19 protein-coding genes are annotated in these 21,782 nt (G+C 70.2%); 9 read left to right on the plus strand and 10 right to left on the minus strand.

Annotated elements, in window-relative coordinates; all coding sequences use genetic code 11:
• Window positions 1–45: 45 nt before the first annotated feature.
• Window positions 46–1,422: an FAD-dependent oxidoreductase gene (locus ETD86_RS58995; protein WP_170222898.1), complete on the plus strand. Its 1,377-nt coding sequence runs from the start codon at window positions 46–48 to the stop codon at window positions 1,420–1,422.
• On the opposite strand, the gene ETD86_RS05505 is transcribed toward ETD86_RS58995, so the two are convergent.
• The gene (locus ETD86_RS05505) at window positions 1,384–2,262 is read right to left on the minus strand and encodes a 4-hydroxy-tetrahydrodipicolinate synthase family protein (RefSeq protein ID WP_170222899.1); all 879 of its coding nucleotides are present in this window, start codon (window positions 2,260–2,262) and stop codon (window positions 1,384–1,386) included. The two genes, ETD86_RS58995 and ETD86_RS05505, sit on opposite strands and share 39 nt — an antisense overlap.
• 71 nt (window positions 2,263–2,333) lie before the next feature.
• On the opposite strand from ETD86_RS05505, the gene ETD86_RS05510 reads away from it, so the two are divergent.
• Window positions 2,334–3,191, plus strand: a complete 858-nt coding sequence (locus ETD86_RS05510; RefSeq protein WP_138664995.1) for a LysR family transcriptional regulator — start codon at window positions 2,334–2,336, stop codon at window positions 3,189–3,191.
• A 132-nt stretch (window positions 3,192–3,323) separates the two neighbouring features.
• On the opposite strand, the gene ETD86_RS05515 is transcribed toward ETD86_RS05510, so the two are convergent.
• Window positions 3,324–4,268 (minus strand): serine hydrolase domain-containing protein, encoded by a 945-nt coding sequence (locus ETD86_RS05515; RefSeq protein WP_246147663.1) that lies wholly within the window; start codon window positions 4,266–4,268, stop codon window positions 3,324–3,326.
• Between the two features lie 371 nt (window positions 4,269–4,639).
• On the minus strand, window positions 4,640–5,128 hold the full coding sequence (locus ETD86_RS05520; RefSeq protein ID WP_138664997.1) for a flavoprotein: 489 nt from the start codon (window positions 5,126–5,128) through the stop codon (window positions 4,640–4,642).
• A 73-nt stretch (window positions 5,129–5,201) separates the two neighbouring features.
• Here ETD86_RS05520 and ETD86_RS05525 point away from each other — a divergent pair, with 73 nt between their 5' ends.
• Window positions 5,202–6,224, plus strand: coding sequence for a polyprenyl synthetase family protein (locus tag ETD86_RS05525; protein WP_138664998.1), 1,023 nt, complete (start codon window positions 5,202–5,204; stop codon window positions 6,222–6,224).
• On the opposite strand, the gene ETD86_RS05530 is transcribed toward ETD86_RS05525, so the two are convergent.
• Both ETD86_RS05530 and ETD86_RS05535 read right to left on the minus strand, forming a co-directional pair.
• On the minus strand, window positions 6,151–7,590 hold the full coding sequence (locus ETD86_RS05530; RefSeq protein WP_138664999.1) for an MFS transporter: 1,440 nt from the start codon (window positions 7,588–7,590) through the stop codon (window positions 6,151–6,153). The genes ETD86_RS05525 and ETD86_RS05530 overlap by 74 nt on opposite strands.
• A 43-nt stretch (window positions 7,591–7,633) precedes the next feature.
• On the minus strand, window positions 7,634–8,323 hold the full coding sequence (locus ETD86_RS05535) for a class I SAM-dependent methyltransferase (protein ID WP_138665000.1): 690 nt from the start codon (window positions 8,321–8,323) through the stop codon (window positions 7,634–7,636).
• Window positions 8,324–8,495: 172 nt separating this feature from the next.
• Between ETD86_RS05535 and ETD86_RS05540 the strand changes: the two genes are divergently transcribed.
• Window positions 8,496–9,872, plus strand: a complete 1,377-nt coding sequence (locus ETD86_RS05540; RefSeq protein WP_246147659.1) for an LCP family protein — start codon at window positions 8,496–8,498, stop codon at window positions 9,870–9,872.
• Here ETD86_RS05540 and ETD86_RS05545 read toward each other — a convergent pair.
• Window positions 9,869–10,348 (minus strand): tetratricopeptide repeat protein, encoded by a 480-nt coding sequence (locus ETD86_RS05545; RefSeq protein ID WP_138665001.1) that lies wholly within the window; start codon window positions 10,346–10,348, stop codon window positions 9,869–9,871. The genes ETD86_RS05540 and ETD86_RS05545 overlap by 4 nt on opposite strands.
• Before the next feature lie 68 nt (window positions 10,349–10,416).
• On the opposite strand from ETD86_RS05545, the gene ETD86_RS05550 reads away from it, so the two are divergent.
• Both ETD86_RS05550 and ETD86_RS05555 read left to right on the plus strand, forming a co-directional pair.
• A complete protein-coding gene (locus ETD86_RS05550; protein WP_138665002.1) occupies window positions 10,417–11,346 on the plus strand; it encodes an ATP-binding protein in 930 nt (309 codons plus the stop codon).
• 83 nt (window positions 11,347–11,429) lie between these two features.
• Entirely contained in the window at window positions 11,430–11,816 is a 387-nt protein-coding gene (locus ETD86_RS05555; RefSeq protein ID WP_138665003.1) for an SCO5389 family protein, read from the plus strand.
• Here the strand turns inward: ETD86_RS05555 and ETD86_RS05560 are convergent.
• The 3 genes from ETD86_RS05560 to ETD86_RS05570 form a co-directional block, all read right to left on the minus strand.
• Window positions 11,785–12,810: an LLM class flavin-dependent oxidoreductase gene (locus tag ETD86_RS05560; protein ID WP_138665004.1), complete on the minus strand. Its 1,026-nt coding sequence runs from the start codon at window positions 12,808–12,810 to the stop codon at window positions 11,785–11,787. The two genes, ETD86_RS05555 and ETD86_RS05560, sit on opposite strands and share 32 nt — an antisense overlap.
• A 77-nt stretch (window positions 12,811–12,887) precedes the next feature.
• The gene (locus tag ETD86_RS05565) at window positions 12,888–13,559 is read right to left on the minus strand and encodes a ribonuclease HII (RefSeq protein ID WP_138665005.1); all 672 of its coding nucleotides are present in this window, start codon (window positions 13,557–13,559) and stop codon (window positions 12,888–12,890) included.
• Between the two features lie 68 nt (window positions 13,560–13,627).
• The gene (locus ETD86_RS05570; protein WP_138665006.1) at window positions 13,628–14,581 is read right to left on the minus strand and encodes a LysR family transcriptional regulator; all 954 of its coding nucleotides are present in this window, start codon (window positions 14,579–14,581) and stop codon (window positions 13,628–13,630) included.
• Between the two features lie 79 nt (window positions 14,582–14,660).
• Here ETD86_RS05570 and ETD86_RS05575 point away from each other — a divergent pair, with 79 nt between their 5' ends.
• The 3 genes from ETD86_RS05575 to ETD86_RS05585 all read left to right on the plus strand — a co-directional run bounded on the left by ETD86_RS05575 (window position 14,661) and on the right by ETD86_RS05585 (window position 19,966).
• On the plus strand, window positions 14,661–15,896 hold the full coding sequence (locus ETD86_RS05575) for a pyridoxal phosphate-dependent aminotransferase (RefSeq protein WP_138665007.1): 1,236 nt from the start codon (window positions 14,661–14,663) through the stop codon (window positions 15,894–15,896).
• A 171-nt stretch (window positions 15,897–16,067) separates the two neighbouring features.
• Window positions 16,068–16,712, plus strand: a complete 645-nt coding sequence (locus tag ETD86_RS05580) for a GNAT family N-acetyltransferase (protein WP_138665008.1) — start codon at window positions 16,068–16,070, stop codon at window positions 16,710–16,712.
• A 254-nt stretch (window positions 16,713–16,966) separates the two neighbouring features.
• Entirely contained in the window at window positions 16,967–19,966 is a 3,000-nt protein-coding gene (locus ETD86_RS05585) for an AfsR/SARP family transcriptional regulator (protein ID WP_138665009.1), read from the plus strand.
• A 291-nt stretch (window positions 19,967–20,257) separates the two neighbouring features.
• Here ETD86_RS05585 and ETD86_RS05590 read toward each other — a convergent pair whose 3' ends face one another.
• A complete protein-coding gene (locus ETD86_RS05590; protein ID WP_138665010.1) occupies window positions 20,258–21,661 on the minus strand; it encodes a DUF7059 domain-containing protein in 1,404 nt (467 codons plus the stop codon).
• Window positions 21,662–21,782 lie beyond the last annotated feature (121 nt).

Raw genomic sequence — 21,782 nt, forward strand, 5'->3', positions numbered from 1 at the left:
CGCCTTCGTTCTATATTTCGTTCGACCGAACGAAAGGTTATCACAGTGAAGGCTTTGATCATAGGTTGTGGCATCGCAGGCCCGGTCACCGCTATGGCCCTGCGCGAGGTGGGCATCGACGCCGAGATCTTCGAGGCGTACGGGCAGGGCGCCGAGAACGTCGGCTCCTTCCTCAACCTCGCCTCGAACGGCCTGGCCGCCTTGCGCCTGCTGGGCGCGCACCGCCAGGTGCTGGACACGGCCATCCCCACCCCGCGGATGGTCATGTGGAGCGGCACGGGCAAGCGGCTCGGCGAAGTGGCCAACGGTCTGCGGCTCGACGACGGCACGGTCAGCCACACGGTCCAGCGCTCCGACCTCTACCGCACCATCCGCGACGAGGCGGTCCAACGCGGGATCCACATGCACTACGGCAAGCGCCTGACCGGCTACGACGACCGTGGCGGCGAGGTCACGGCCAGGTTCGAGGACGGCTCTGAGGCCACCGGCGACCTGCTCATCGCCTGTGACGGCGTGCGCTCGCGCACCCGCTCGATCCTCGACCCCCAGGCCCCCGCGCCCCGCTACAGCGGCCTGTACAGCTTCGGCGGGATCGTCAAGGACGGCAACCTCGCCGGGGAGCCCGGCGAGTACAACATGGTGTTCGGCAAACGCGCGTTCTTCGGCTACACGAACACAGAGCAGCGAGCCTGGGGCGGAGAGCGGCAGCTTGCGTTACCAGCGGAGCCCCGTGCGAGCGCGACCATAGACACAGAGCAGCGAGCCTGGGGCGCAGAGCGGCAGCTTGCGCTACCAGCGGACCCCCGTGCGAGCGCGACCATAGACACAGAGCAGCGAGCCTGGGGCGCAGAGCGGCAGCTTGCGCTACCAGCGGACCCCCGTGCGAGCGGGACCATGGATTCTGTGGCCGAGTCCGGTGCGACGTGGTGGTTCGCGAACCTGCCGAGGCGGCTCGGCGACGATCCTGAGAGCTGGCGGCCGGAGCTGGTCAAGGCGTTCGAGGACGACGCGAACGCCTCCGCCGAGCTCATCGCGCGCAGCGAGGTCGGGCCGGGCCTGCCGATCTACGACCTGCCGCCGGTGCCCGTCTGGCACCGCGGCCGGGTCCTGCTCCTCGGGGACGCCGCCCACGCCACGTCGCCCAGCGCGGGCCAGGGTGCCTCGCTGGCCATCGAGGACGCGATCGTGCTGGCCCGGTGCCTGCGCGACGGCCGGGATCACCGCGAGGCGTTCGAGCGCTACGAGGCCGAGCGGCGGCCTCGGGCGGAGCGGGTCGTGGCGTACTCCAGGACGATCAGCAACAGCAAGGCCGCGGGCCCGGTCGCCCGGGTCTTCCGCGACCTGATGCTGCCGTTCTTCCTCAAGAAGAGCGCGAGCCAGGAGTCACTGGCCTGGATGTACCGCTACCAGGCGAGCCTGTGACACCGCCTCGGCGCCGGCGGGCACCAGCGGCAACCGCACGTCCGGGGTCGGGATCAGGCCCTGGGCGTGCAGCACGCCCTTGATCACGCTCGGGTTGGGCTCGGCGAAGAGCGCCGCCGAGAGCCGGGCCAGCCGGCGCCCGAGCGCCTGCGCCCGGGCCACGTCCCCCGCCTGCCAGGCCTCCGCCAGCTCGACGAAGTCCCGGGTACGCAGATGAGCCGCGGCCAGGATCCCGCCCGAGGCGCCCAGCGCGAGCAGCGGCGAGATGAACGCGTCCTCCCCACAGACCACCTCGAACCCGTCGGGCAGGTCCCCCAGCAGATCGACGGCGTCCAGATCGATCCCGCCGACCGCGTACTTCACCCCGGCGACCATCGGATGCGCCCCCAGCCGGCGCAGCGTCGCGGCGCTCACGGCCTGCCCCGTCCGGTAGGGGATGTGGTAGATCACCAGCGGCACCGGCGTCTCCTCGGCCAGCGCCTCGAAGTACGCGACGACGCCGCGTTCGCCAGGCCGCAGGAAGTACGGGACGGTCACCAGGGCGGCACCGACCCCTTCCGGCAGGCTCCGCAACGCCTGCGCCGCCGACCGCACGTCGTTCCCCGTGACCCCGACCGTCAGCAGCGCCTGCCGCTGCCCGCAGACCCGTGCACACACCTCGATCACCCGAGCCCGCTCCTCGGCGTCGAGCGCGGCCACCTCGCCGGTGGTGCCCAGCGCGACCAGCCCGGCCGCGCCCTCGTCGAGCATCTGGTGGGCGAGCTTCTCGATCGCGTCAACGGCCACCTCGCCCGCCGCGGTGAACGGGGTGACCAGCGGTACGTGGATTCCTCTCAACATGATTCGAGACTGACCGACCGTAACCCGTTAGGTCCAGTTCGGATTTCTATGGTCAAGCGTAAGCTCAGCTTATGCTCGACCCACGCAAGCTCCTCCTGCTCCGCGAACTGGCCCGGCGCGGCACGATCGCCGCAGTGGCAGAGGCGGTCACGTTCACTCCGTCGGCCGTCTCCCAGCAGCTCAGCGCGCTGGAGCGGGAGGCTGGCGTGCCGCTGCTCGAACGCACCGGCCGCACCGTGACGCTCACCCCGGCGGGCCACCTCCTCGTCGAGCACGCTCAGACGGTGCTAGAGCAGCTCGAACGCGCCTCGGCCGCGCTCGCCGCCGTCCGTGGCGGGCCGTCGGGCCCGCTGCGGATCGGCGCGTTCCCCACGGCCACCCGCGCGCTCCTGCCCGCCGCCCTCACCGCCCTCACCGCGGCGCACCCGGGGCTGGAGCCGATGGTCTCCGAGATCGACCCCGCCGATGTCTCGGCCGCGCTGCGGGCGGGGGAGCTGGACGTGGCGCTCGTGCACGAGTACGACTTCGTCCCGCCGGTCACCGACGCGTCCATCGAGACCGAGCCGCTGTTCAGCGAGCCGATGTACCTGACCGACCGGCCCTCCGTCGCCGACGCCCGCGACGACTCCTGGATCATGAACAAGCCCGGCACACTCTGCCACACCATGGCGATCAGGGCGTGTCAGGCGGCCGGGTTCGAGCCGCGCGTCCGGCATCACATCGACGACTTCGACACCATCCTGGCCTTCGCGGCAGCCGGCCAGGGCGTCGCGCTCGTGCCGCGCCTGGCCGCGAGCTCACCACCGCCAGGTGTCACCCTCACCCGCCTGCCGCTGAGCCGCCGCACGCTGGTGGCCTTCAGAAGGGGGTACGGCGAGCACCCGGCGATCAGAGCGGCCGTGGCGGTCCTCCGCCCATCAGCTCTCTGACGAGCTCTCGCGCATCAGCCCTCTGACGAGGTCGGCGTAGCTCGCGGCGAGCCTCTCGTGCTCTCCCGCCCAAGGAGGCCGCCCAGGCGCACCGCCTCCTGGAAGGCCGCGCGGCCACGGGCCGGATCCCGCTCATTCCGTGAGCACGGCCTCGATGACGGCCCTGGAACTGGCCGGGTCACCGTCGTACTGGCCCGCCGTCACCGCCACGACCAGCTCTTCCCCGGGGAGGACGAGCACCTCCTGCCCGCCGTTCCCGATGCCCTTGACGTGGGGACGGTCGCCGGTGACCACATACCACTGGTAGCCGTACTCGAAGCCCTCGGCGATGTTCACTCGCGGCCGGAGCATCTCCTGGAGCCATGCGCCCGGCACGATCCCGCGGCCGCCGTCGAGCACGAGCTGCCCGACGGCGGCCAGGTCGACCGGCCGCAGCCGCAGCCCGGCCGCGGCCGACACCACCCCGTGCTCCCCCTTGGACCAGTCGAAGTCGGTGATCCCGAGCGGCCCGAAGAGCGCCGTAGCGGCGTACTCCTCCAAGGGACGCCCCGTCCCGCGCGCGATGATCCCGCCGAGCAGGGCGGTCGCGCCCCCGCAGTAGTGCCAGACCTTTCCCGCCTCCTCGACGACCGGCTGCTCCAGCACGTAGCGGTAGCGGTCGGGGGCGAACTCCATCGCGATCTCGCTGTTGGCCGTGCTCGTGTACGGGGCGTCCTCGTTCCATTCGAGCCCGAGCGTCATGGTGAGCGCATGCTCGACGGTGAGATGAGCTTTCCCCGGATCTCCGACTAAATCCGAATATTCCGCAAACTGCGTCACCAGCGCCGCCCCCGGCTCCGGCACCAGCCCTTCACCGAGCGCGATGCCGTACAACAACGCCACAACGCTCTTGGACACGGACCGGATGTCGTGCAACGTGTCCCGATCGAACGCGACATGCCCCAGCGAATCGCCCAGCCGATAGTCGACCCCGGCCCCATAACGCTCGAGCACGACCTCCCCGCCCCGCATCACCACGAGCCCGTGGAACCCCGGCGCCGCACCCGCCCTTAGGACGGCGTCGACCCGCTCCGCCATTGCCACGATGTTCCTCCTCTACGTCGGACACATCCGGCATACCACCTCACACGGTGTCAGGCTCAACTGCGCTCTCATCTTCCAGGCGTCACGCGGCCGCACGCCCGCCGCCGAACGGCATGATCTGGTCCAGGGCATGGCCTGTGCCGGGTCGCCCCACGCGGACCTGGTCCAAGGCACTCGCCCCCAGGACTGGAACGAGGCTTTCAGAGCCCTGGCCACGGCCGTGGGTGACACGAGGATGGAGGCGTTGCAGGAATACGGTCGGCCGTTCTCGCCGAGCGGGGGCGCCCCGACCTCGCCCTGCGACGCATTGAGAGGTCGTGGACGAGCCAGGTCTGGCGCCCAGAAGACCTTCTCGCCGCATGGGCTTAGCCCGCCGAGGTGAGCTCCGTCAGCGCTCGCTTCCAGTCCAAGCCGGACAACACCCGCACGCCATCCGCCCGGAGCTCCTCCACGCTGCGCCGGTACGGGATCCGGGCAGCCAAGGCGTCGTTGACGACGGGCACCACGACGACCGGGATGCCGAGGCCGGGCGCCTCGGCCAGCACGCCCAGGGCGTAGGTGTCCGCGATGCCCTGAGCGAACTTGTTGATCGTGTTGTACGTGGCCGGCGCGACGATGATCGCGTCGGCGCGGGGCGGTTTGGGCTCGGACGGCTTGCGGTAGCGGCTGCGCACGGGGCGGCCGGTCTGCCGTTCCAGTGCCGGCACGTCGATGAAGTCCAGTGCCGACGGCGTGGCGACGATCTGGACGATCCACCCTTCGTCCTGCGCCATGGCGACCAGGCGGCCGACCTCCGCGGCCGGTTCTGCCGCGCACACAATGACGTACAGCTCCTTGCCGGGCGATTCGGTCACGGTGGCCAGCGTACTGAGAGAGCCCTCAGGCTCTCTCAGCCGTCGCACAGCGGCCGCGGCGCAAGCTGGAGGTATGGATCAACTTCTGAGCAGCCCTGCCATCATCCAAGGTCTGCGGAAGGTCGAGGCCAGGATCCGGCGCCTGAGCGGGTCCTCCACGCTGCCCGGCATCAACGCCGGGGCCGAGCGCATCGTCGCCGCCGGTGGGAAGCGGCTGCGGCCCGCCCTGACGCTCGCCACCTCGATCGCGCTCGGCAAGGCGCCCGACCGGCGGGTGATCACGGCGGCGGCCTGCGTGGAGCTCATTCACGCCGGCTCGCTCGTGCACGACGACCTCATGGACCGGGCGACCGAGCGCCGCGGCACGCGGACGCTCAACGCCGAGCTGGGCGATGGCAGGGCGTTGGTGATCGGGGACTTCATGCTGGCCAGGGCGGGGCTGGCGGCGATCACGGCGGTCTCCAGGCCGGTCGCCGAAGTGCTGGCGGCGACCGTCGTCGAGCTGGCCGAGGGACAGTTCCTGGAGACGACCGATCTCTTCGATCCGGACCGAACCCAAGAGAGCGCCCTGCGCTCCATCACCGGCAAGACCGCCGCGTTGTTCAGGGCCGGGTGCCTGGTGGCGGCGGTGTGCGCGCACGCCTCGCCGGAGGACCGGGCGCGCATGGCGGCGTACGGGGAGAAGTTCGGGCTGATCTTCCAGATCCTCGACGACCTGCTCGATCTGACCGCTACCAGTGAGCAGCTGGGGAAGCCCGCTGGGAACGATCTGCGGCAGGGGGTCTACAGTCTGCCGCTGCTCATGGCCGGTGCCGACGTCAGGGAGCTGCTCGGAAAGCCCGAAATGGTCGACGAGGTGCTACGCAGGCTGAGGGCGGGCCGCATGGCGGACGACACGATCGAGTACTGCCGTGGGCTGGCCTCCGACGCGGTTGCCGCCCTGCCGGTGATCCACGATCAGGAGATGGCGTCCCTTCTGTACGGTCTGCCGACCGCGTACATCGACCGTGTCGCCCACCTGGTCAGGCGGCCCGCGTCGCCCCGGCGGTCGTCAGCGGCGCTGCGATGGCCTCCAGCCCCTTCCGCTCGGCCTTGACCCCGAGGAACAACTCGACCAGCCCGCCGGCGATCATCACCAGCGCGCCGATGGTGAACGCGAGCGCGGTGTCACTGGGCACGCCGGTCTCCACGAGCGAGGCGAAGATCAGCGGACCCGCGATGCCGCCGGCGGCCGTGCCGATCGCGAAGAAGAACGCGATGGCCATCGCCCTGGTCTCCATCGGGAAGATCTCACTGACGGTCAGATAGGCCGAACTCGCCCCGGCCGAGGCCACGAACAACACCACCGACCAGCATGCGGTCAGCGTGACCGCGGTGAGCATGCCCTCGTTGAACATCCAGGCGGTGCCGAGCAGCAGCAGCCCCGACCCGATGTAGGTGGCCGAGATCATGGGGATCCGGCCGACGGTGTCGAAGAGGTGGCCGAGCAGCAGCGGGCCGAGGAAGTTGCCCATCGCGATGACCGCGAAGTAGTAGCCGGTGTTCGTGTCGATCTTGTAAAAGGTGGACAGGATCTGTGCGAACCCGAACGTGATCGCGTTGTAGAGGAAGGCCTGCCCGATGAAGAGGGACAGGCCGAGCACGGTGCGCTTGGGGTAGAGCGCGACCATGGTGTGCGCGATCCTGACGAACCCGATCGACTTGCGCTGGTGCACGGTCATCGACTCCTCCGGCTCGGGCAGATCCTTGCCGATCTCCCGCTCGATGCCGTCGACGATCTCCTCGGCCTCCCTGCCCCGGCCGTGGATGAACAACCACCGCGGGCTCTCCGGCACGTTCCGCCGGACCAGCAGGATCGCCAGCCCCAGCACCACGCCGAGCCCGAACGCGACCCGCCAGCCGATGTTCACGGGCAGGTCGTTCAGCAGCGGCACGGTCAGCAGCGCGCCGCCCGCCGCGCCGAGCCAGTAGCTGCCGTTGATGATGATGTCGATGCGTCCCCGGTGCCGGCTCGGGATGAGCTCGTCGATGGCCGAGTTGATGGCCGCGTACTCGCCGCCGATGCCGAACCCCGTCAGGAACCTGAACAGGAAGAACCACCACGCGCTGAACGAGAACGCCGTCATCAGCGTCGCCACGAGATAAACGATCAGCGTGATGATGAACAGTTTCTTCCTGCCGAACCTGTCGGTCAGCCAGCCGAAGAACAGCGCCCCCGAGCAGGCCCCCGCCACGTAGAGCGCGGCGGCCAGGCCCGCGACCTGCGCTTGGGTGATGTCGACACCGCTGCCGGGCTTGGCCAGTTGCGCGGACAGATTTCCGACGATGGTGACCTCGAGCCCGTCGAGGATCCAGACCGTGCCGAGACCTATGACGATCATCCAGTGCCAGCGAGACCACGGCAACCGGTCCAGCCGTGCGGGCACCTTGGTGCTGATCGTGCCGGTTTCCACGTTGCTCATGGGAAGCCATGGATACCCATCGAACCGGCGGCAAACGTTTCTCTTAGGAAGGTTTACGGGCTTCCAGGATGTCCGTGCTGAACCACGGACCGCCGTACCAGAAGCGCCAGCCGGCGTCGCGCCGCCGTACGTCGACGACGCCGAGCCCGCGTAAGGCGGCCTCGTACGCGGGCGTGTGCCGGAAGTCGGCGATCAGCATGAGCCCGCCGGGCCGCAACACGCGGTGCGCCTCGCGGATCGCCCGCTCGCGCCCCTCCGCGTCGGAGATGTTGTGGACGGCCAGGCTGGAGACGACCACGTCGAAGGCCCCGTCACCGAACGGCAGATCGCGCATGTCGCCCGCGACCAGTTCGACGCGGTCCTCGACGCCTTCGGCGGCGGCGTTCGCCCTGATCGTCGCATCGCCGTTGCGGGACTGGTCCTGTTTGCCGGAGCTCGGCCACAGGTCGACGCCGGTGGCCCGGCCCTTGTCCAGGTGCCCGGCCGCCATGAGCAGCACCGCGCCCCGCCCGCACCCGAGGTCGAGCAGCCGCTCGTCACCGTCCAGCCGCTTGAGCTCCTCGGCCCAGACGGCGAACCTGCCACGCCGCGTGGTGTAAAGGTAACTGAGCGCACTGGCCAAGGTGTAGAGTCCGCCGAACAGGAACGCGACGCCTGCCGCCAGGATGTCCAGGGCGAACGAGATCACGGCCAGGGCCACCAGCACGATCGCTCCGAAAAGCAAACCGGCCATGGCCCACGGTGCGTCGAACCCATAACTACCGTGTCGTCTGCGCACACTCACGTTATATCTCAAGGAGGTCTTGATGGGGACTTGACCGACACCTTCCCCTTCACACCGTCAATCACGCACATCCCATTACTAAGGTTGCTTGGATGGGCACGCAATGGGGGTTTGACCAGGCATGACGGAGAAAGAGCGGGGATTTGGCCTGGGGGCGAGCATCGCGTTGACGCTGGCGTCCGCCGTGTTGTGGGGGGTGGCGCATCTGGCCGCGGACCGCCGCAAGACCGGCGTGGCGCTCATGGCGGCCCATGTCCTGATGCTGGCCGGGATCCTCACCGTGTTGACCGCGTTCAGCACGAACCTCCTGTCGCTCGCCGTCCAGCCCCACTGGCTCTCCTGGCTCACCGGCGGCATCGTGGCGATCGCACTGGCCTGGACCGGCGTGGTCGTCTGGTCCTTCGTCCTGGTACGCCCTCCGCGCGCGGACAGGATCGGCCGTTTCCTGACCACGACGCTGACCATCGCACTCTGCGCGCTGGTGCTGGCGCCGACCGTCTACGCCACCCGGGTGGCCTACCTCTCGCGCGACGTCGTGAACAGCCTCTTCTCCGCCACGGGCAACTCCCCCATCGTGGCCGACGACCCCTGGAACGGCGCGCGACGCGTCAACTTCCTGCTGCTCGGCGCGGACGCGGCGCCCAGCAGGCCCGGCGTGCGCACCGACAGCATGACCGTGGCCAGCGTCGACGTCGAGACCGGCGCGACCACCCTGTTCGGCCTGCCGCGCAACCTCCAGCGGGTGCAGTTGCCCCGCGGCCCGGCCAGGGACCGCTTCCCCTGGGGGTTCACCGGCAGCGGCCCCGAGACCCCCGGCCTGCTCAACGAGGTCTTCCAGTACGCCGAGGACAACCCGGACATGGTGCCCGGCGTGGGACGCGGCAAGCGCGGCCCGGCCCTGATCAAGGAGACGATCGGCGACATCCTCGGCATCCCCGTGGACTACTACGCCATGATCGACATGAAGGGCTTCGCGGAGATCGTCGACGCCATGGGTGGCGTGCACGTCACGATCAAGGAACCCATCGTGTACGGCCGCCACCGCGAGGGCCTCATCCCCGCCGGCACCCGCAAACTCTCCGGCGAGCAGGCGTTGTGGTACGGCCGCTCGCGTACCGACAGCGACGACTACGTCCGCATGGGCCGCCAGAAGTGCCTGCTCAACGCGGTGGCCAAGCAGGCCGACCCGATGACCGTGCTCAACAGCTTCGAGCGCCTGGCGGCCGCCACCAAGCGCGCCATCTCCACCGACATCCCTCAGGGCCTGCTGCCGGCCATCGTGGACCTGGCCCAGAAGGTGAAGGGCGCCAGGATCCGCAGTCTCAACTTCGTGCCACCGCTGATCAGCACCGCCTATCCCGACTGGTCCCTGATCCGCCGCAAGGTCTCCGACGCCCTGGACGACCGCCGCGCCACCAAGGCGGCCACGGCGGCCCGGACCCCGTCACCCGAGCGGCCCGCGGACGACCCGGTCAACCTGGACACCATCTGCGGCTAAACCGTCTCGTCCAGGTTGTCCGCGTAGTACTCGATGGCCCGCCGGTAACCGCCGGCCCGGTCCGACTCGGCGACGACCTTGAGCAGCGTCGAGACCGCCTCATCCGACCGTCCGGCGTTGTGCAGGGCCATCGCCATGAACGTGCGCAACGCCGGATCCCCAGGAAACTCCGCCAATCCGCGCTCGAACGCCTTCAACGCCTCCTCGAACCGCCCGAGCACCCGCAACGTGCTCCCGTACCCCGTGTGGGCCCCGCGCCGCTCCTCGGCGCTCAACCCCTGCCCGGACAGCGCCCGCTCGTAGTACGGCACCGCCTCGGCCTCCAGCCCCAGCAAGTCGTGGACCCACGCCGCCTGATAGGCCACGTCGACGTCGTCGGGATGCCGCCGCGCCAATTCGACCAGCAATTGCCGGGCTTCGTCCCTTTTGCCGTCTTCCCGAAGCCGCACAGCCTGCGCCAGTTGCTCGTTATCCATGATCCGAGTGTGGCATGATGGTGACCGACCGATTCGGAAACGATTTTCATCCTCGCTATGGAGTTCCCGTGAGAGTGGCCTTCGTCGGCAAGGGCGGCAGCGGCAAGACCACGATGTCGGCGCTGTTCGCCAGGCACGTGGCGAGCCAGGGCGCGCCGGTGGTCGCCATGGACGCCGACATCAACCAGCACCTGGCCCTGATCCTCGGCCTCGACCGGCAGCCCGAGCCGCTCGGCGCCCACCTCACCGAGATCAAGGAGCGCCTCCGCGGCGACAACCCGCGCATCCCCTCCGCCGCGGCCATGGTCAAGACCACGCCGCCGGGGCGCGGGTCCACGCTGTTGAGATTCAAGGACCTGGCCTCCGACCCGTACGGTCTGACCACCCCCGACGGCCTGCGCCTGCTGGCCACCGGCCCGTTCAGCGAGGACGACCTCGGCGTGGCCTGCTACCACTCGAAGGTCGGCGCGGTCGAGCTGCTGCTCAACCACCTGATCGACGGTCCGGGCGAATACGTCGTGGTGGACATGACGGCCGGGGCCGACTCCTTCGCCTCGGGCCTGTTCACCCGCTTCGACCTGACCTTCCTCGTCGCCGAGCCAACCCGTCAGGGCGTGAGCGTCTACCGGCAGTACCGCGAGTACGCCGCCAAGTACGACGTCGCGCTCGCCGTGGTCGGCAACAAGGTCCACGGCCCGTCCGACGTCGACTTCCTGCGTGAGCAGGTGGGCGACGACCTGCTCACCTGGATGGAGCACTCGGCCGCGGTCCGCGCCATGGAGCAGGGCCGCCACTTCACGCTCGACGACCTGGAGCCGGTCAACGCCGACGCGCTGGCCCTGCTCCACAAGAGACTCGACGAGCAGGAGAAGGACTGGGCGCGCTTCGGCCGGCAGACCGTCGAGTTCCACCTGCGCAACGCCCGCGCGTGGGGCAACGAGCGGACCGGGACCGACCTCGCCGAGCAGGTGGACCCCGAGTTCGTCTACGGCCCCTGACCACACGACTGTGCCCGCCAGGCATCTGGAGATTTCCCCTCGCTCACCTAGCGTCAATTTCGACCCTTTCGAGAGGAGACAGCATGTCGCTGACCGTTCCGAACGATCTGATCGATCAGGCCAGAGCAGGTGAGGTCGATGACGCGGCGTTCCTCGCCTGCGTGCGCGACTCACTTCCCTACGCGTGGTCGCTGATCAACGAGCTGGTCAAGCAGCGTGAGCACACCGGGGCCGAGTTCGCCGACAACCAGGTGCCGCCGCCGTCCGAGGAGGCCCGCGGCGAGCTCCTGCGCTGCCTGGCGAGCGACTCGATGCGCGGCGCGCTGGAGCGTCACTTCGGGGTGCGGCTGGCCTTCCAGAACTGCCACCGGGTCGCGGTCTTCGACCCGGCGGCGACCCAGGCCCTGGCCGACTTCGTCACCCCGAGAGCCCAGATACTCAACCAGAAACCGGAGCTCGTGGACTGCTGAGCCCGTCCGGCGAGCCGGCCCGGCCGGCTCGCCGGACCATCGGCAACACCTCGGCCCCGAACCGCCGCACGTTCTCCAACGTGCGGCGGTGGTCTCCGAGGCCCTCGACCATCAGGATGACGTGCTCGATCCCGGTGTTCTCGGCGGTCCGCAGGATGGATTCGGCGCAGTGCTCGGCCGACCCGACCGGGTGGATGCGGGTCAGCAGGTCCACGTATTCGCCGACGTCGCGCGCGGGACGCGGCCGCTCGTCCACCGGCACGTAGCTCGCCAGCCCCGGCCCCAGCCACCTCGGCATCGACTCCTTGAGCTCACGCACCGCCTGCGCCGTGGAGTCGGCCACGTGACCGACGGCCGCCGCGATGTGCCCGCCGGCGGATCCGTACCGCGCGACCATGGACGCCTTCTCCCCGTCCCCGATGTGCATGCCCAGCAACATCGGCAGCCCGCGCTCCGCGGCCAGCGCGACGGTCGCCTCGGACGTGCACGCGACCACCGGCCGCATGCGCGCGCCCGGCACCATCCGCACCTCGCGGAAGCGGAAGAACTCGCCGCCGGCCGCGACCCGATCCCCGCGGAGCGCGTCCAGCAGGAGATCGAGCGACTCGCCGAACCCCCGCTCGAACCGCTCCAGACCGGTCCCGAACACCTCCAGGTCCACCCAAGGCCCGCCCCTGCCGACGCCGAGCGTGAACCGCCCGCCTGACAGGTGGTGCAACATCGCCGCCTGCTCGGCCAGCGCCACGGGATGTTGCGTGGACAACACGCTCACGGCGGTGCCGAGCCCGATGCGCGCCGTCCGGCCGGCGGCGACGGCCGCCAGTGTGATCGCCGACGGGCACACGCCGTAGGACATGAAGTGGTGCTCGGCGATCCACGCGTCGTCGAACCCCGCCTCCTCGGCCGCCACGATCAGCTCCACGGCGTCGGCCAGCACTCGCCCGGGCTCCTGGCCGGGAAACTGCGCCGCGATGAGAAAGACCCCGATGCGCACCCACCCGATGATGCCAGGCCGTCGATACCAGGCCGTCGATGCCAGACCGTCGATGCCAGACCGTCGATGCCAGACCGTCAGCCGAACAGGGTGACCTGCCCTTCGCAGGCGAGCGGGTCCCGGTGCAGCTTCAGGTGCCGCCACTGCGGGAGATCGTCCAGGTACGACCACGAGAGCCGGTGGTGCGGGGTGGGCCCCAGCCGGGCCAGGGCCTCCTGGTGGACGGGTGAGGGGTAGCCGGCGTTCTCGGCGAAGCCGTAGTCCTCGCACCCGATGGTGCCCATGTACGCGTCCCGCCGGACCTTGGCCAGGACGGACGCGGCGGCGACCGAGACGCTGGCGGCGTCCCCCTTGACCTCCAGGCGCACCGGCCAGGGGGCGCCGATGTAGTCGTGCTTGCCGTCCAGGATCACCGCGTCCGGGCGTGTGGGGAGCGTCTCCAGGGCGCGCCTGGCGGCCCGGCGCAGTGCCTCGGTCATGCCGAGCGTGTCGATCTCGGTGTGCGTGGCCTCGCCGTACCCGACGCCGGCCACCCAGGCGGCCAGCTCGTCCGCCAGCGGCCCCCGCCGGGCGGCGGTGAGCTGCTTGGAGTCCGTCAGTCCCAGCGGCGGCTCGGACAGATCAGTCACGACCGCACACACCGTGACGGGTCCGGCCCAGGCACCTCGGCCCACCTCGTCAACACCCGCGACCGTGCGAACGCTCGGCTGGGAGAGCAGCAACTGCTCGATCTCGTACGTCGGCGCCATGACCCCAGACGCTACCGCCGGCCGCACCGTCCACGCGCGCCGCTTCGCCACCCCTTGCACAAAGGCGGCTAGTCGTCGTCGGCCCTGTGCCGGTCCGCCAGACGCAACGGCTCCAGGTCGGCGGCGATGTAGCGGGCGGCCACGTGGATCGCCCGCAGCGTCACGGACACCGAGGGCCGGTGCACACTGGAGCCCCGGGCCACGGCGTGCACGTCCCGCCCGACCGGATTGCCGGGGAAATGACGCACGGCCAGCCCGCGGATCCCCGCGGCCAGCGCGAGTGCGGGCACGGCCGCGATGCCGATGCCCTTGGCGACGAGCGAGAGTATCGTCCCCAGCCCTTCGAACTCCCACGGTGTAGGCCGGGTGCCCCCCACGTCCACCAGCAACCGGTCCACCGCCAGCCGCGACGGCTCGCCGTCGGGCGTGGCCATCCACGCCTCGTCACGCAGCTCCCGCAGGTCGAGGGGCACGTCGGGATCGGCCAGCCGGTGTTTGCGCGGCACGACCAGCACCAGCGGATCGCGCAGCAGCGGGAAGACCCGCAGGCTCTCGCTGTCACGCGCCCGGCCGTACCAGTCGTCGACCAGCGCGATGTCCACCTCCCCCGACTGCACCTCCCGCATGCCCCGCCCTGACCTGCTCTGCCGCAGCCGCAGCGTCAGATCGGTGTGCCGGCGCAGCGTGCGCGCCAGTGCGGGCGCGAACGCCACCGCGGCCGTGGGGAACGCGGTGAGCACCACCCGCCCCACGGGGGCGCCCGCATGTGCCGACAGGTCGGACTCGGCCTCCTCGACCATGGACAGGATGCGCTCGGCGTGCGCCACCAGCCGGCGGCCCGCGTCGGTGAGCTCGGCGCTGCGCGCGGTGCGGTCGATGAGGGCCGTACCGGTCTCCCGTTCGAGCGCCACGAGTTGTTGCGAAACCGCTGACGGGCTGTAGCCGAGCGAGGCGGCGGCCGCGGCGATGCTGCCACGACGGGCAAACTCGCAGATCAGCACCAAACGTCGCAATTCGAGCATCGGACTTCCTTATGCCTACCCACGAAAGGCCTCGCTTGTGGTGATGCCTTCATCCAACCACGCTGGGAAGGTGACAACTATGAGCGTGACCCTCTCCGCCACATTGGCGGCAAACGAGGACATCGAACGAAGACGGCGCGCCGGGGAACGTGTGCTGCACCTGGCCTTCGGCGAGGCCGGGTTGCCCGTCCACCCGGCGCTGCGCGACAAGCTGGCCGCCGCGTCGGAACGCAACGGCTACGGGCCGGTCGCGGGGGCGCCCGGGTTGCGGGCCGCGGCAGCGGGCTACTGGGAACGACGGGGGCTCGTCACCGACCCCGAGCTGGTCGTCTGCGGACCGGGCAGCAAGCCGCTGCTGTACGGCCTGCTCATGGCGATCGGCGGAGACATCGTCTTGCCCATGCCCAGCTGGGTCAGCTATGCCGCACAGGCCGATCTGGTGGGCTCGCGCCCGATCCTGGTGCCCGCACCACCAGGAGAGGGCGGAGTCCCTGACCCGGACCTGGTGGCCGCAGAGGTGCATCTGGCCAGGGCCCAGGGCAGGACCGTGAGATCCGTGCTGGTCACGCTGCCGGACAACCCCACGGGACGGCTGGCCACGCCGGAGAGCATCCGCCGTCTGGTGGACATCGCCCGCGAACTCGATCTGGTGATCATCTCGGACGAGATCTACCGCGACCTGATGCATGACCCGGCCCTGCCGTACACCTCGCCTGCCGATCTCGCGCCCGAGCGCACGATCATCACCACCGGGCTGAGCAAGAACCTGGCGCTGGGCGGCTGGCGCATCGGTGTGGCCAGGCTGCCCGCAGGCGCGCATACGTTGCGCCGGCAACTGCTGGCGGTGGCCAGCGAGATCTGGTCGGCACCCGCCGCTCCCGTCCAGGAAGCCGCGGCGTACGCCTTCAACGAGCCCATGGAGCTGACCGCGCGCATCGCGCTCAGCCGCCGCTTGCACGGCACGGTGGCGCGCTCGGTGTACGAGAGGTTCGCCGAGGTCGGGGCCAGTGTGCCGGAGCCGCAGGGCGGTTTCTACCTCTATCCCGACCTGAGCCACCTGCGGCTCGGCGGCTCGGCCGAGATCACCAAGATCCTGCTGGAGGAGCACGGCATCGGCGTCCTGCCCGGGCACGCCTTCGGCGACGACCCGGCCGCGGCCAGGATGCGGGTGGCGGTCAGCCTCCTGTACGGCGAGACGGCAGAGCAACGCATGGCCGCGCTGACCAGCCACGACCCGCTCCGGCTACCGTGGATCGCGGACGCTCTCGACCACCTGTCGACGGGCCTGAAGGAGCTGACTCTGGTACGCCACTGACGGGCCGCCCGTCACCATGTCACGGTTAGGCGAATCTTTCCCCAAGAACTGGTTTACTGCCCCCCAAAAGGGGGGCTCTGACCTGCGGAAACACCCTACTTGCAGAAACCTGCAAAAGATCTTCCTAACCACATGGTTACGTGCACGGTGCGCACGCTCCATCATGTGCACATGCCCGCTCTTGTCACCCTGTCCGGGCGCTCCGTGCGCCTGGAACCTCTCAGCCTCGTGGCGGTCGATGACCTCGTCGCCGCGGCGAGTGAAGACCGTTCCACATACGCCTTCACTCGTGTCCCGCAAGGCCGGGACGAGATGGTCTCCTACGTGGAGGCCGCTATGGCTGAGCAGGCGGAGGGCCGTTCCTTGCCCTTCGCCATCCGGTGGCTGAACACCGACCGCGTGGTCGGTGCCACCCGTCTCATGCACCTGGAGTATTGGCAGGGCCCCATGCCCTGGCCTCCGGGTTCACGCGGTGCGGTGGGCGAGATTCCGTCCGTGGCCGACATCGGTTACACCTGGCTGGGCGCCTGCGCCCAGGGCACGGGGGTCAACCGGGAGAGCAAGTTCCTGATGCTCTCGCACGCCTTCGAGACATGGAACGTCCACCGCATCACCCTGAAGGCAGACATACGAAACAGCAGATCCCGGGCCGCCATCGAGGCCCTCGGCGCACACTTCGACGGGGTGCGACGAGCGGATAGCCGAGGCGCCGACAATACGGTCCGAGATACCGCGTTCTACTCGATCCTGAACTCCGAATGGCCGCTCGTACGGGAGCGACTGGCCATGCGGCTGGGATTGGTCGAGGCAGCCTGAGACCCCGTCCGCCACGGCCCCGCACCAAATTTTTGGGCGGGGCCGGTATTTTTCCCTGCCTGCATTCGCTCTACATGACACGCCCCCGCGGTGCGTCATGCCTAGCCAACACCATCAGCATCCAGGGGCGTGCTCAACACCCGATCAAAGGCGGATCAACAGCTCGGTTAACGATCAACCTGGATCTAGGTGACGAGCAAGGATAGACCTATCATTTGGTAACAAAACGTTCCATTGGCTGGGAGACTGACGGCATGGCTGGTCAGAGCGTTGAGGATGGGCTGCGGTTCGCCGTGCTCGGTCCTGTCCGCGCGTGGCGTGATGGCCAGGAGCTCGACCTGGGCACCCCGCTGCAGCGTTCCATTCTCGGCATGCTGCTCCTGCGGGAGGGCCGTGCGGTCACGCCCAACGAGATGATCGACGCGGTCTGGGGCGAGGACGCGCCGCCGCGTGCCCTGGGCGCGCTGCGTACCTATGTCTCCCGGCTGCGTACGGTGCTCGAACCCGAGCGGCCGGCCCGCTCCCGGCCAGAGCTGCTGACCTCCATCGGCAGGGGCTACGCGCTGCGGCTGCCCGAGGACGCGCTGGACCTGACCAGGTTCGAGCGCGGCATCACCGGGGCCGAGGCCGCGCGCAAGGGCGGCCGGCTGCGCGAGGCCGCCGAGGGGCTGCGGGCCGCGCTCGCGTTGTTCGAGGGCGAGCCGCTGGCCGGCGCCGTCGGACCGTACGCCGAGCACCAGCGCGACCGGCTGATCGAGCGGCGCATCAGCGTCGTCGAGACGCTCATGGACGCGGACCTGGAGCTGGGCAACCACGCGAAGATCGTCTCCGAGCTGATCGCGCTGACCGCCGACCACCCGCTGCGTGAGCGGCTGCGTGCCCAGCTCATGCTGGCCCTCTACCGGTGCGGACGGCAGGGCGACGCGCTCAGCGTCTTCACCGAGACCCGCGAGGCGCTGATCGACGAGCTCGGGATCGAGCCGGGGCCCGAGCTGACCGCGCTGCACCAGCGCATCCTGGCGGCCGACCCGGCGCTGGCCGCCGCGCCCGTCCCCGACGAGGCGCCCGCCGACCAGCCGGCCGACGAGGAGGAGCCGCACGCGCACGAGCTGCCCCGGCCCGCGCAGCTGCCGGCCGCGGTCAACGACTTCACCGGACGCAAGGAGCTGGTCAGCCGCCTGCACACGCTGCTGTCCGGCCAATCCGCTGCCGAGGGTGTGCCGGTCGCGGCGATCTCCGGCATCGGCGGCGTCGGCAAGACCACGCTGGCCGTGCACGTGGCGCACGCGGCGGACGACCTGTTCCCCGACGGCCAGCTCTATGCCGACCTGCGCGGCTACACCGACGAGGCGACCGCGCCCGAGTCCGCGTTGGGCGGGTTCCTGCGTGCGCTCGGAATTCCGCCGGACGTCATCCCCGACGGGCTCGCGGAGCGGTCGGCGCTGTTCCGGTCGATCCTGGCCGAACGCCGCATCCTCGTGCTGCTGGACAACGCCCGTGACACCCGGCAGGTCAGCCCGTTGCTGCCGGGCTCGCCCGGGTGCGCGGCCATCGTGACCAGCCGCGGCAAGCTGGCCGACCTGCCGTCGGCCAGGCTCATCGACCTGGACGTGATGGAGCCGGACGAGGCGTTGTCGCTGTTCGCGGCGGTGGCCGGGCCCGAACGGGTGGCGGCCGAGCACGGCGCGGCCATGGACGTGGTGGCCGCGTGCGGGTTCCTGCCGCTGGCGGTGCGGATCGTGGCGGCCAGGCTGGCCGCGCGCCCCTCGTGGACGGTCGCCTCCCTGGTGCCCAGGCTGGCCGATGAGCAGCGCCGCCTGGACGAGATGCGGGTGGGCAACCTGGCCGTGGAGGCCACGTTCGCGCTCGGCTACGGGCAGCTCGATTCCCCGCAGGCGCGGGCGTTCCGGCTGCTGTCGCTGCCCAACGGGCCCGGCATCTCCATCGGAGCGGCGGCGGCCGTGCTGGCGATGAGCGCGTTCGAGGCCGAGGACGTGCTCGAGTCCCTCGTGGACGCCAGCCTGCTGGAGGCGCCCGCGCCCGGCCGCTACCGCTTCCACGACCTGCTCAAGCTGTTCGCCCGCCGCGAGCTGGAGAAGACCGAACGGCCCCAGGCCCGTACGCTGGCACTGCGCCGGTTGCTCGGTTTCTACCTGGCCTCGGCGCAGTCCGCGCACCAGCTGGCCTACGAAGGCAGCATGATCCCGGCCAACCTGGTGGTGGTCGGCAGCGGCCGCACCTTCGCCACCGCTGACGAGGCCGTGGCGTGGCTGATCTCCGAGGGCGACTCGTTGTTCGCGGCCATCAACCAGGCCGCCGCTGCCGCGCGTACCGGCGAGCAGTTGCTGCCCGCCGGCGATCTGCTGGTCGCGATGGAGCCGCTGCTCGAGTCCGGCACCCACACGCGCGAGTTCGACCTGGGCACCCGTGCCGTGCTGGCCACCGCGCAGAGCATCGGCGATCAGGCGAGCGAGCTGCGTGCCCGCTACGTGCTGGGCCGGGTCCTGTTCGCCGGCAACCGGCTGCGGGAGGCCGAGGAGCAGTTCAGGCGCGTGCACGAGCTGTCCGCCGAGCGCGGCGAGAAGGTCGTCATGGGCGAGGTGCTCAACGCCCTGGCCGTCGTCGTCGGCAGGCAGCGCCGCCACACCGAGGCCTTGGCGCTGTTCGACGCGGCGATGGGCTTCTACCGCGAGAACGGCGTGCCGGCCGGCGAAGCCCTGGTCCTCAGCTACTCCGCCCGCGACCACCTGGGCCTCAACCGGCCCGAGGACGCCATCGCGGCCGCGGAGAAGGGCCTGGCCATCTTCACCGAGATCGGCAGCGGCGCCGGCACCGCCCGCGCCCGCTACCACCTCGGCATCGTCCTGTCCCGGGTCGGCCGGCTCACCGAGGCCGTGCACCACCACGCCGAGTGCCTGGCCTTCTTCCGGGCCAGCAAGCAGCGCGTCTGGGAGCAGCGCGTGTGCTCCCGGCTGGCCGAGACGTTCATCGCGGCCGAGCGCTACTCCGACGCCGTACGCCACGCGGAGCAGGCTCTGGTGGTCTCCCGCGAGATCGGCCACCCCTACGGCGAGGCGCTCTCGCTGACCGTGCTGGGCAAGGCGCTCCGCGGCCTCGGCAGCGTGACGAGGAGCTCGGACTGCCTACGGCAGGCCTTCGAGATCTTCTCCAGGCTCGGTGCTCCGGAGGCCGGCGATCTCAAGGTCCTGCTCGACACCATCCCCGGCCCCGCCGGGAAGGTCGTCGAGTCCTGAGTACAGCTCGTCGTCCAGACGTGTCATCCACACATGGTTGATCAAGGCTGTCCTTCGGGAGTCACGATGGCGCTCACGATAGGCGGTCAAGGGGAACCCCATTCGATCTAGCCCGGCCGGTCATCCTCACCACCACGCGTCGCTAGGGGGCCCGGTTATCCGGATGCTCCGCGTGGCGGCTAGCCGCCTCACACAGACGACCGGCCGGACCTGACACGGCCCTCGAACCCCCCAGGTCCGTGTCCTGACCAGAGCTTCCACCCAAGGGGTCAACGTCCAATCAACGGCGGATCAAAGCACGAAATAACCCTCGGCGATGAGGGGCCTGACGGCGTCGGAGTCGGGGATCTCGCCGTCGCCCACCAGCTCGGCGATCACGTTGAGCAGCGGTCCGAGCGCCAGCTCTCCGTCGCACACGCCGGCCAGCGCGGCCTCCACCGTGCCGACTTCCCTGCTGCGCCGCAGCCCCTGCGTCTGGCGCAGCACGATGCGGATCGGATCCTCCGCGCCCGGCAGCCCGATCCGCTCGTCGAGCAGGCCGTCGGTGGTACGCAGCCGTGCGGCGTCGAGCCCCTGTGCCCGGTGCGCGGCGGCGATCGAGTCGAGCACGGAGTCCACGTAGTCACCCACCGGGAGCATGACCTGGTGGGCAAGATGTTCGACGCGGACGACCGGGTCGAGCGTGCCGGAGTGGCGCATGGTGATCCAGCCGAACCCGATGCCCTCGACCTTGCTCTCGTCGAACCAGGCCAGCCATTGGTCGTACAGCTCCACGTAGCGTGCCGTGCCCTGCTCGGCCGCGTCCCTGAGCCACAACTCGACGTATTCGGCCGGGTCCTGCACGTCCCGCTGGACCACCCAGGCGTCGCAGCCGGTCTCGCGCAGCCAGCCGCCCACCCGGTCGTGCCAGTCCTCGCCCTCGACGTGCAGCCAGTTGGCCAGGAAGTGGGCCTGGCCGCCGGGGTTGAGGTGGCGGGGCGTCCGGCGTACGAGGTCGCGGCAGAAGCCGTCGCCGTCGTGGCCCGACTCGCGATAGGTGAGCTTCCGCTCGCGCGCCGGGGCGATGACGAACGGCGGATTGCTCACGATCAGGTCGAAGCCCTCGTCCTCAACCGGCTCGTACATCGAGCCCGCCCGCGCCCGCACGCCCTCGATCCCGGACAACTCCCAGCTCAGCCTGGCCAGCTCCAGGGCACGAGGGTTGAGGTCGGTGGCCGTGATCTCCTCCGCCCTCCCGGCCAGGTGCAGCACCTGCACGCCGCAGCCGGTGCCCAGATCGAGCGCGCGCTGTACCGGGCGGCGGGAGACCAGTTGCGCCAGGTTCGCCGACGCGCCGCCGGCCCCCACGACGTGGTCGGGGCGCAGCGCGGGGTCACCCGGGCGCACCTTGCGGTCGGAGACCAGGTAGCCGCCGGTCTCCCAAGGCTGGAGGTGGACACTCGCGCGGACCTGGTCGCCGTCGGCCGTGACCAGCCCGGACTCGAGCACCTCCGGCGCCACGTCCGCGGCGGGGACGGGCACGCCCAGCCACCACAACCTGATCGACGTCGCCAGCGGGTCGCCGTCCCTGGTGGCGCGCAGGGCCGGGACCAGCTCCTCGCGTGCCAGCGCCGACGCGGCCATGCTTCCTAGTCGATCGCGTACGCCGTCGATGGTGTAACCGGTCTCCAGGAGGTGATGGCGCAGTCGTTCCACAAGTTCATCCTTTCACCGCCGACGCCCACGCATGATCCGATACCGATCCAATGGTCACGCAAGCTGCCGCTCTCCGCCCCAAGCTCGTCGCTCCGCTCAGTGTTCATACTGTTACTTAAGT

Source organism: Nonomuraea turkmeniaca, from assembly GCF_005889735.1.
Classification (GTDB): domain Bacteria; phylum Actinomycetota; class Actinomycetes; order Streptosporangiales; family Streptosporangiaceae; genus Nonomuraea; species Nonomuraea turkmeniaca.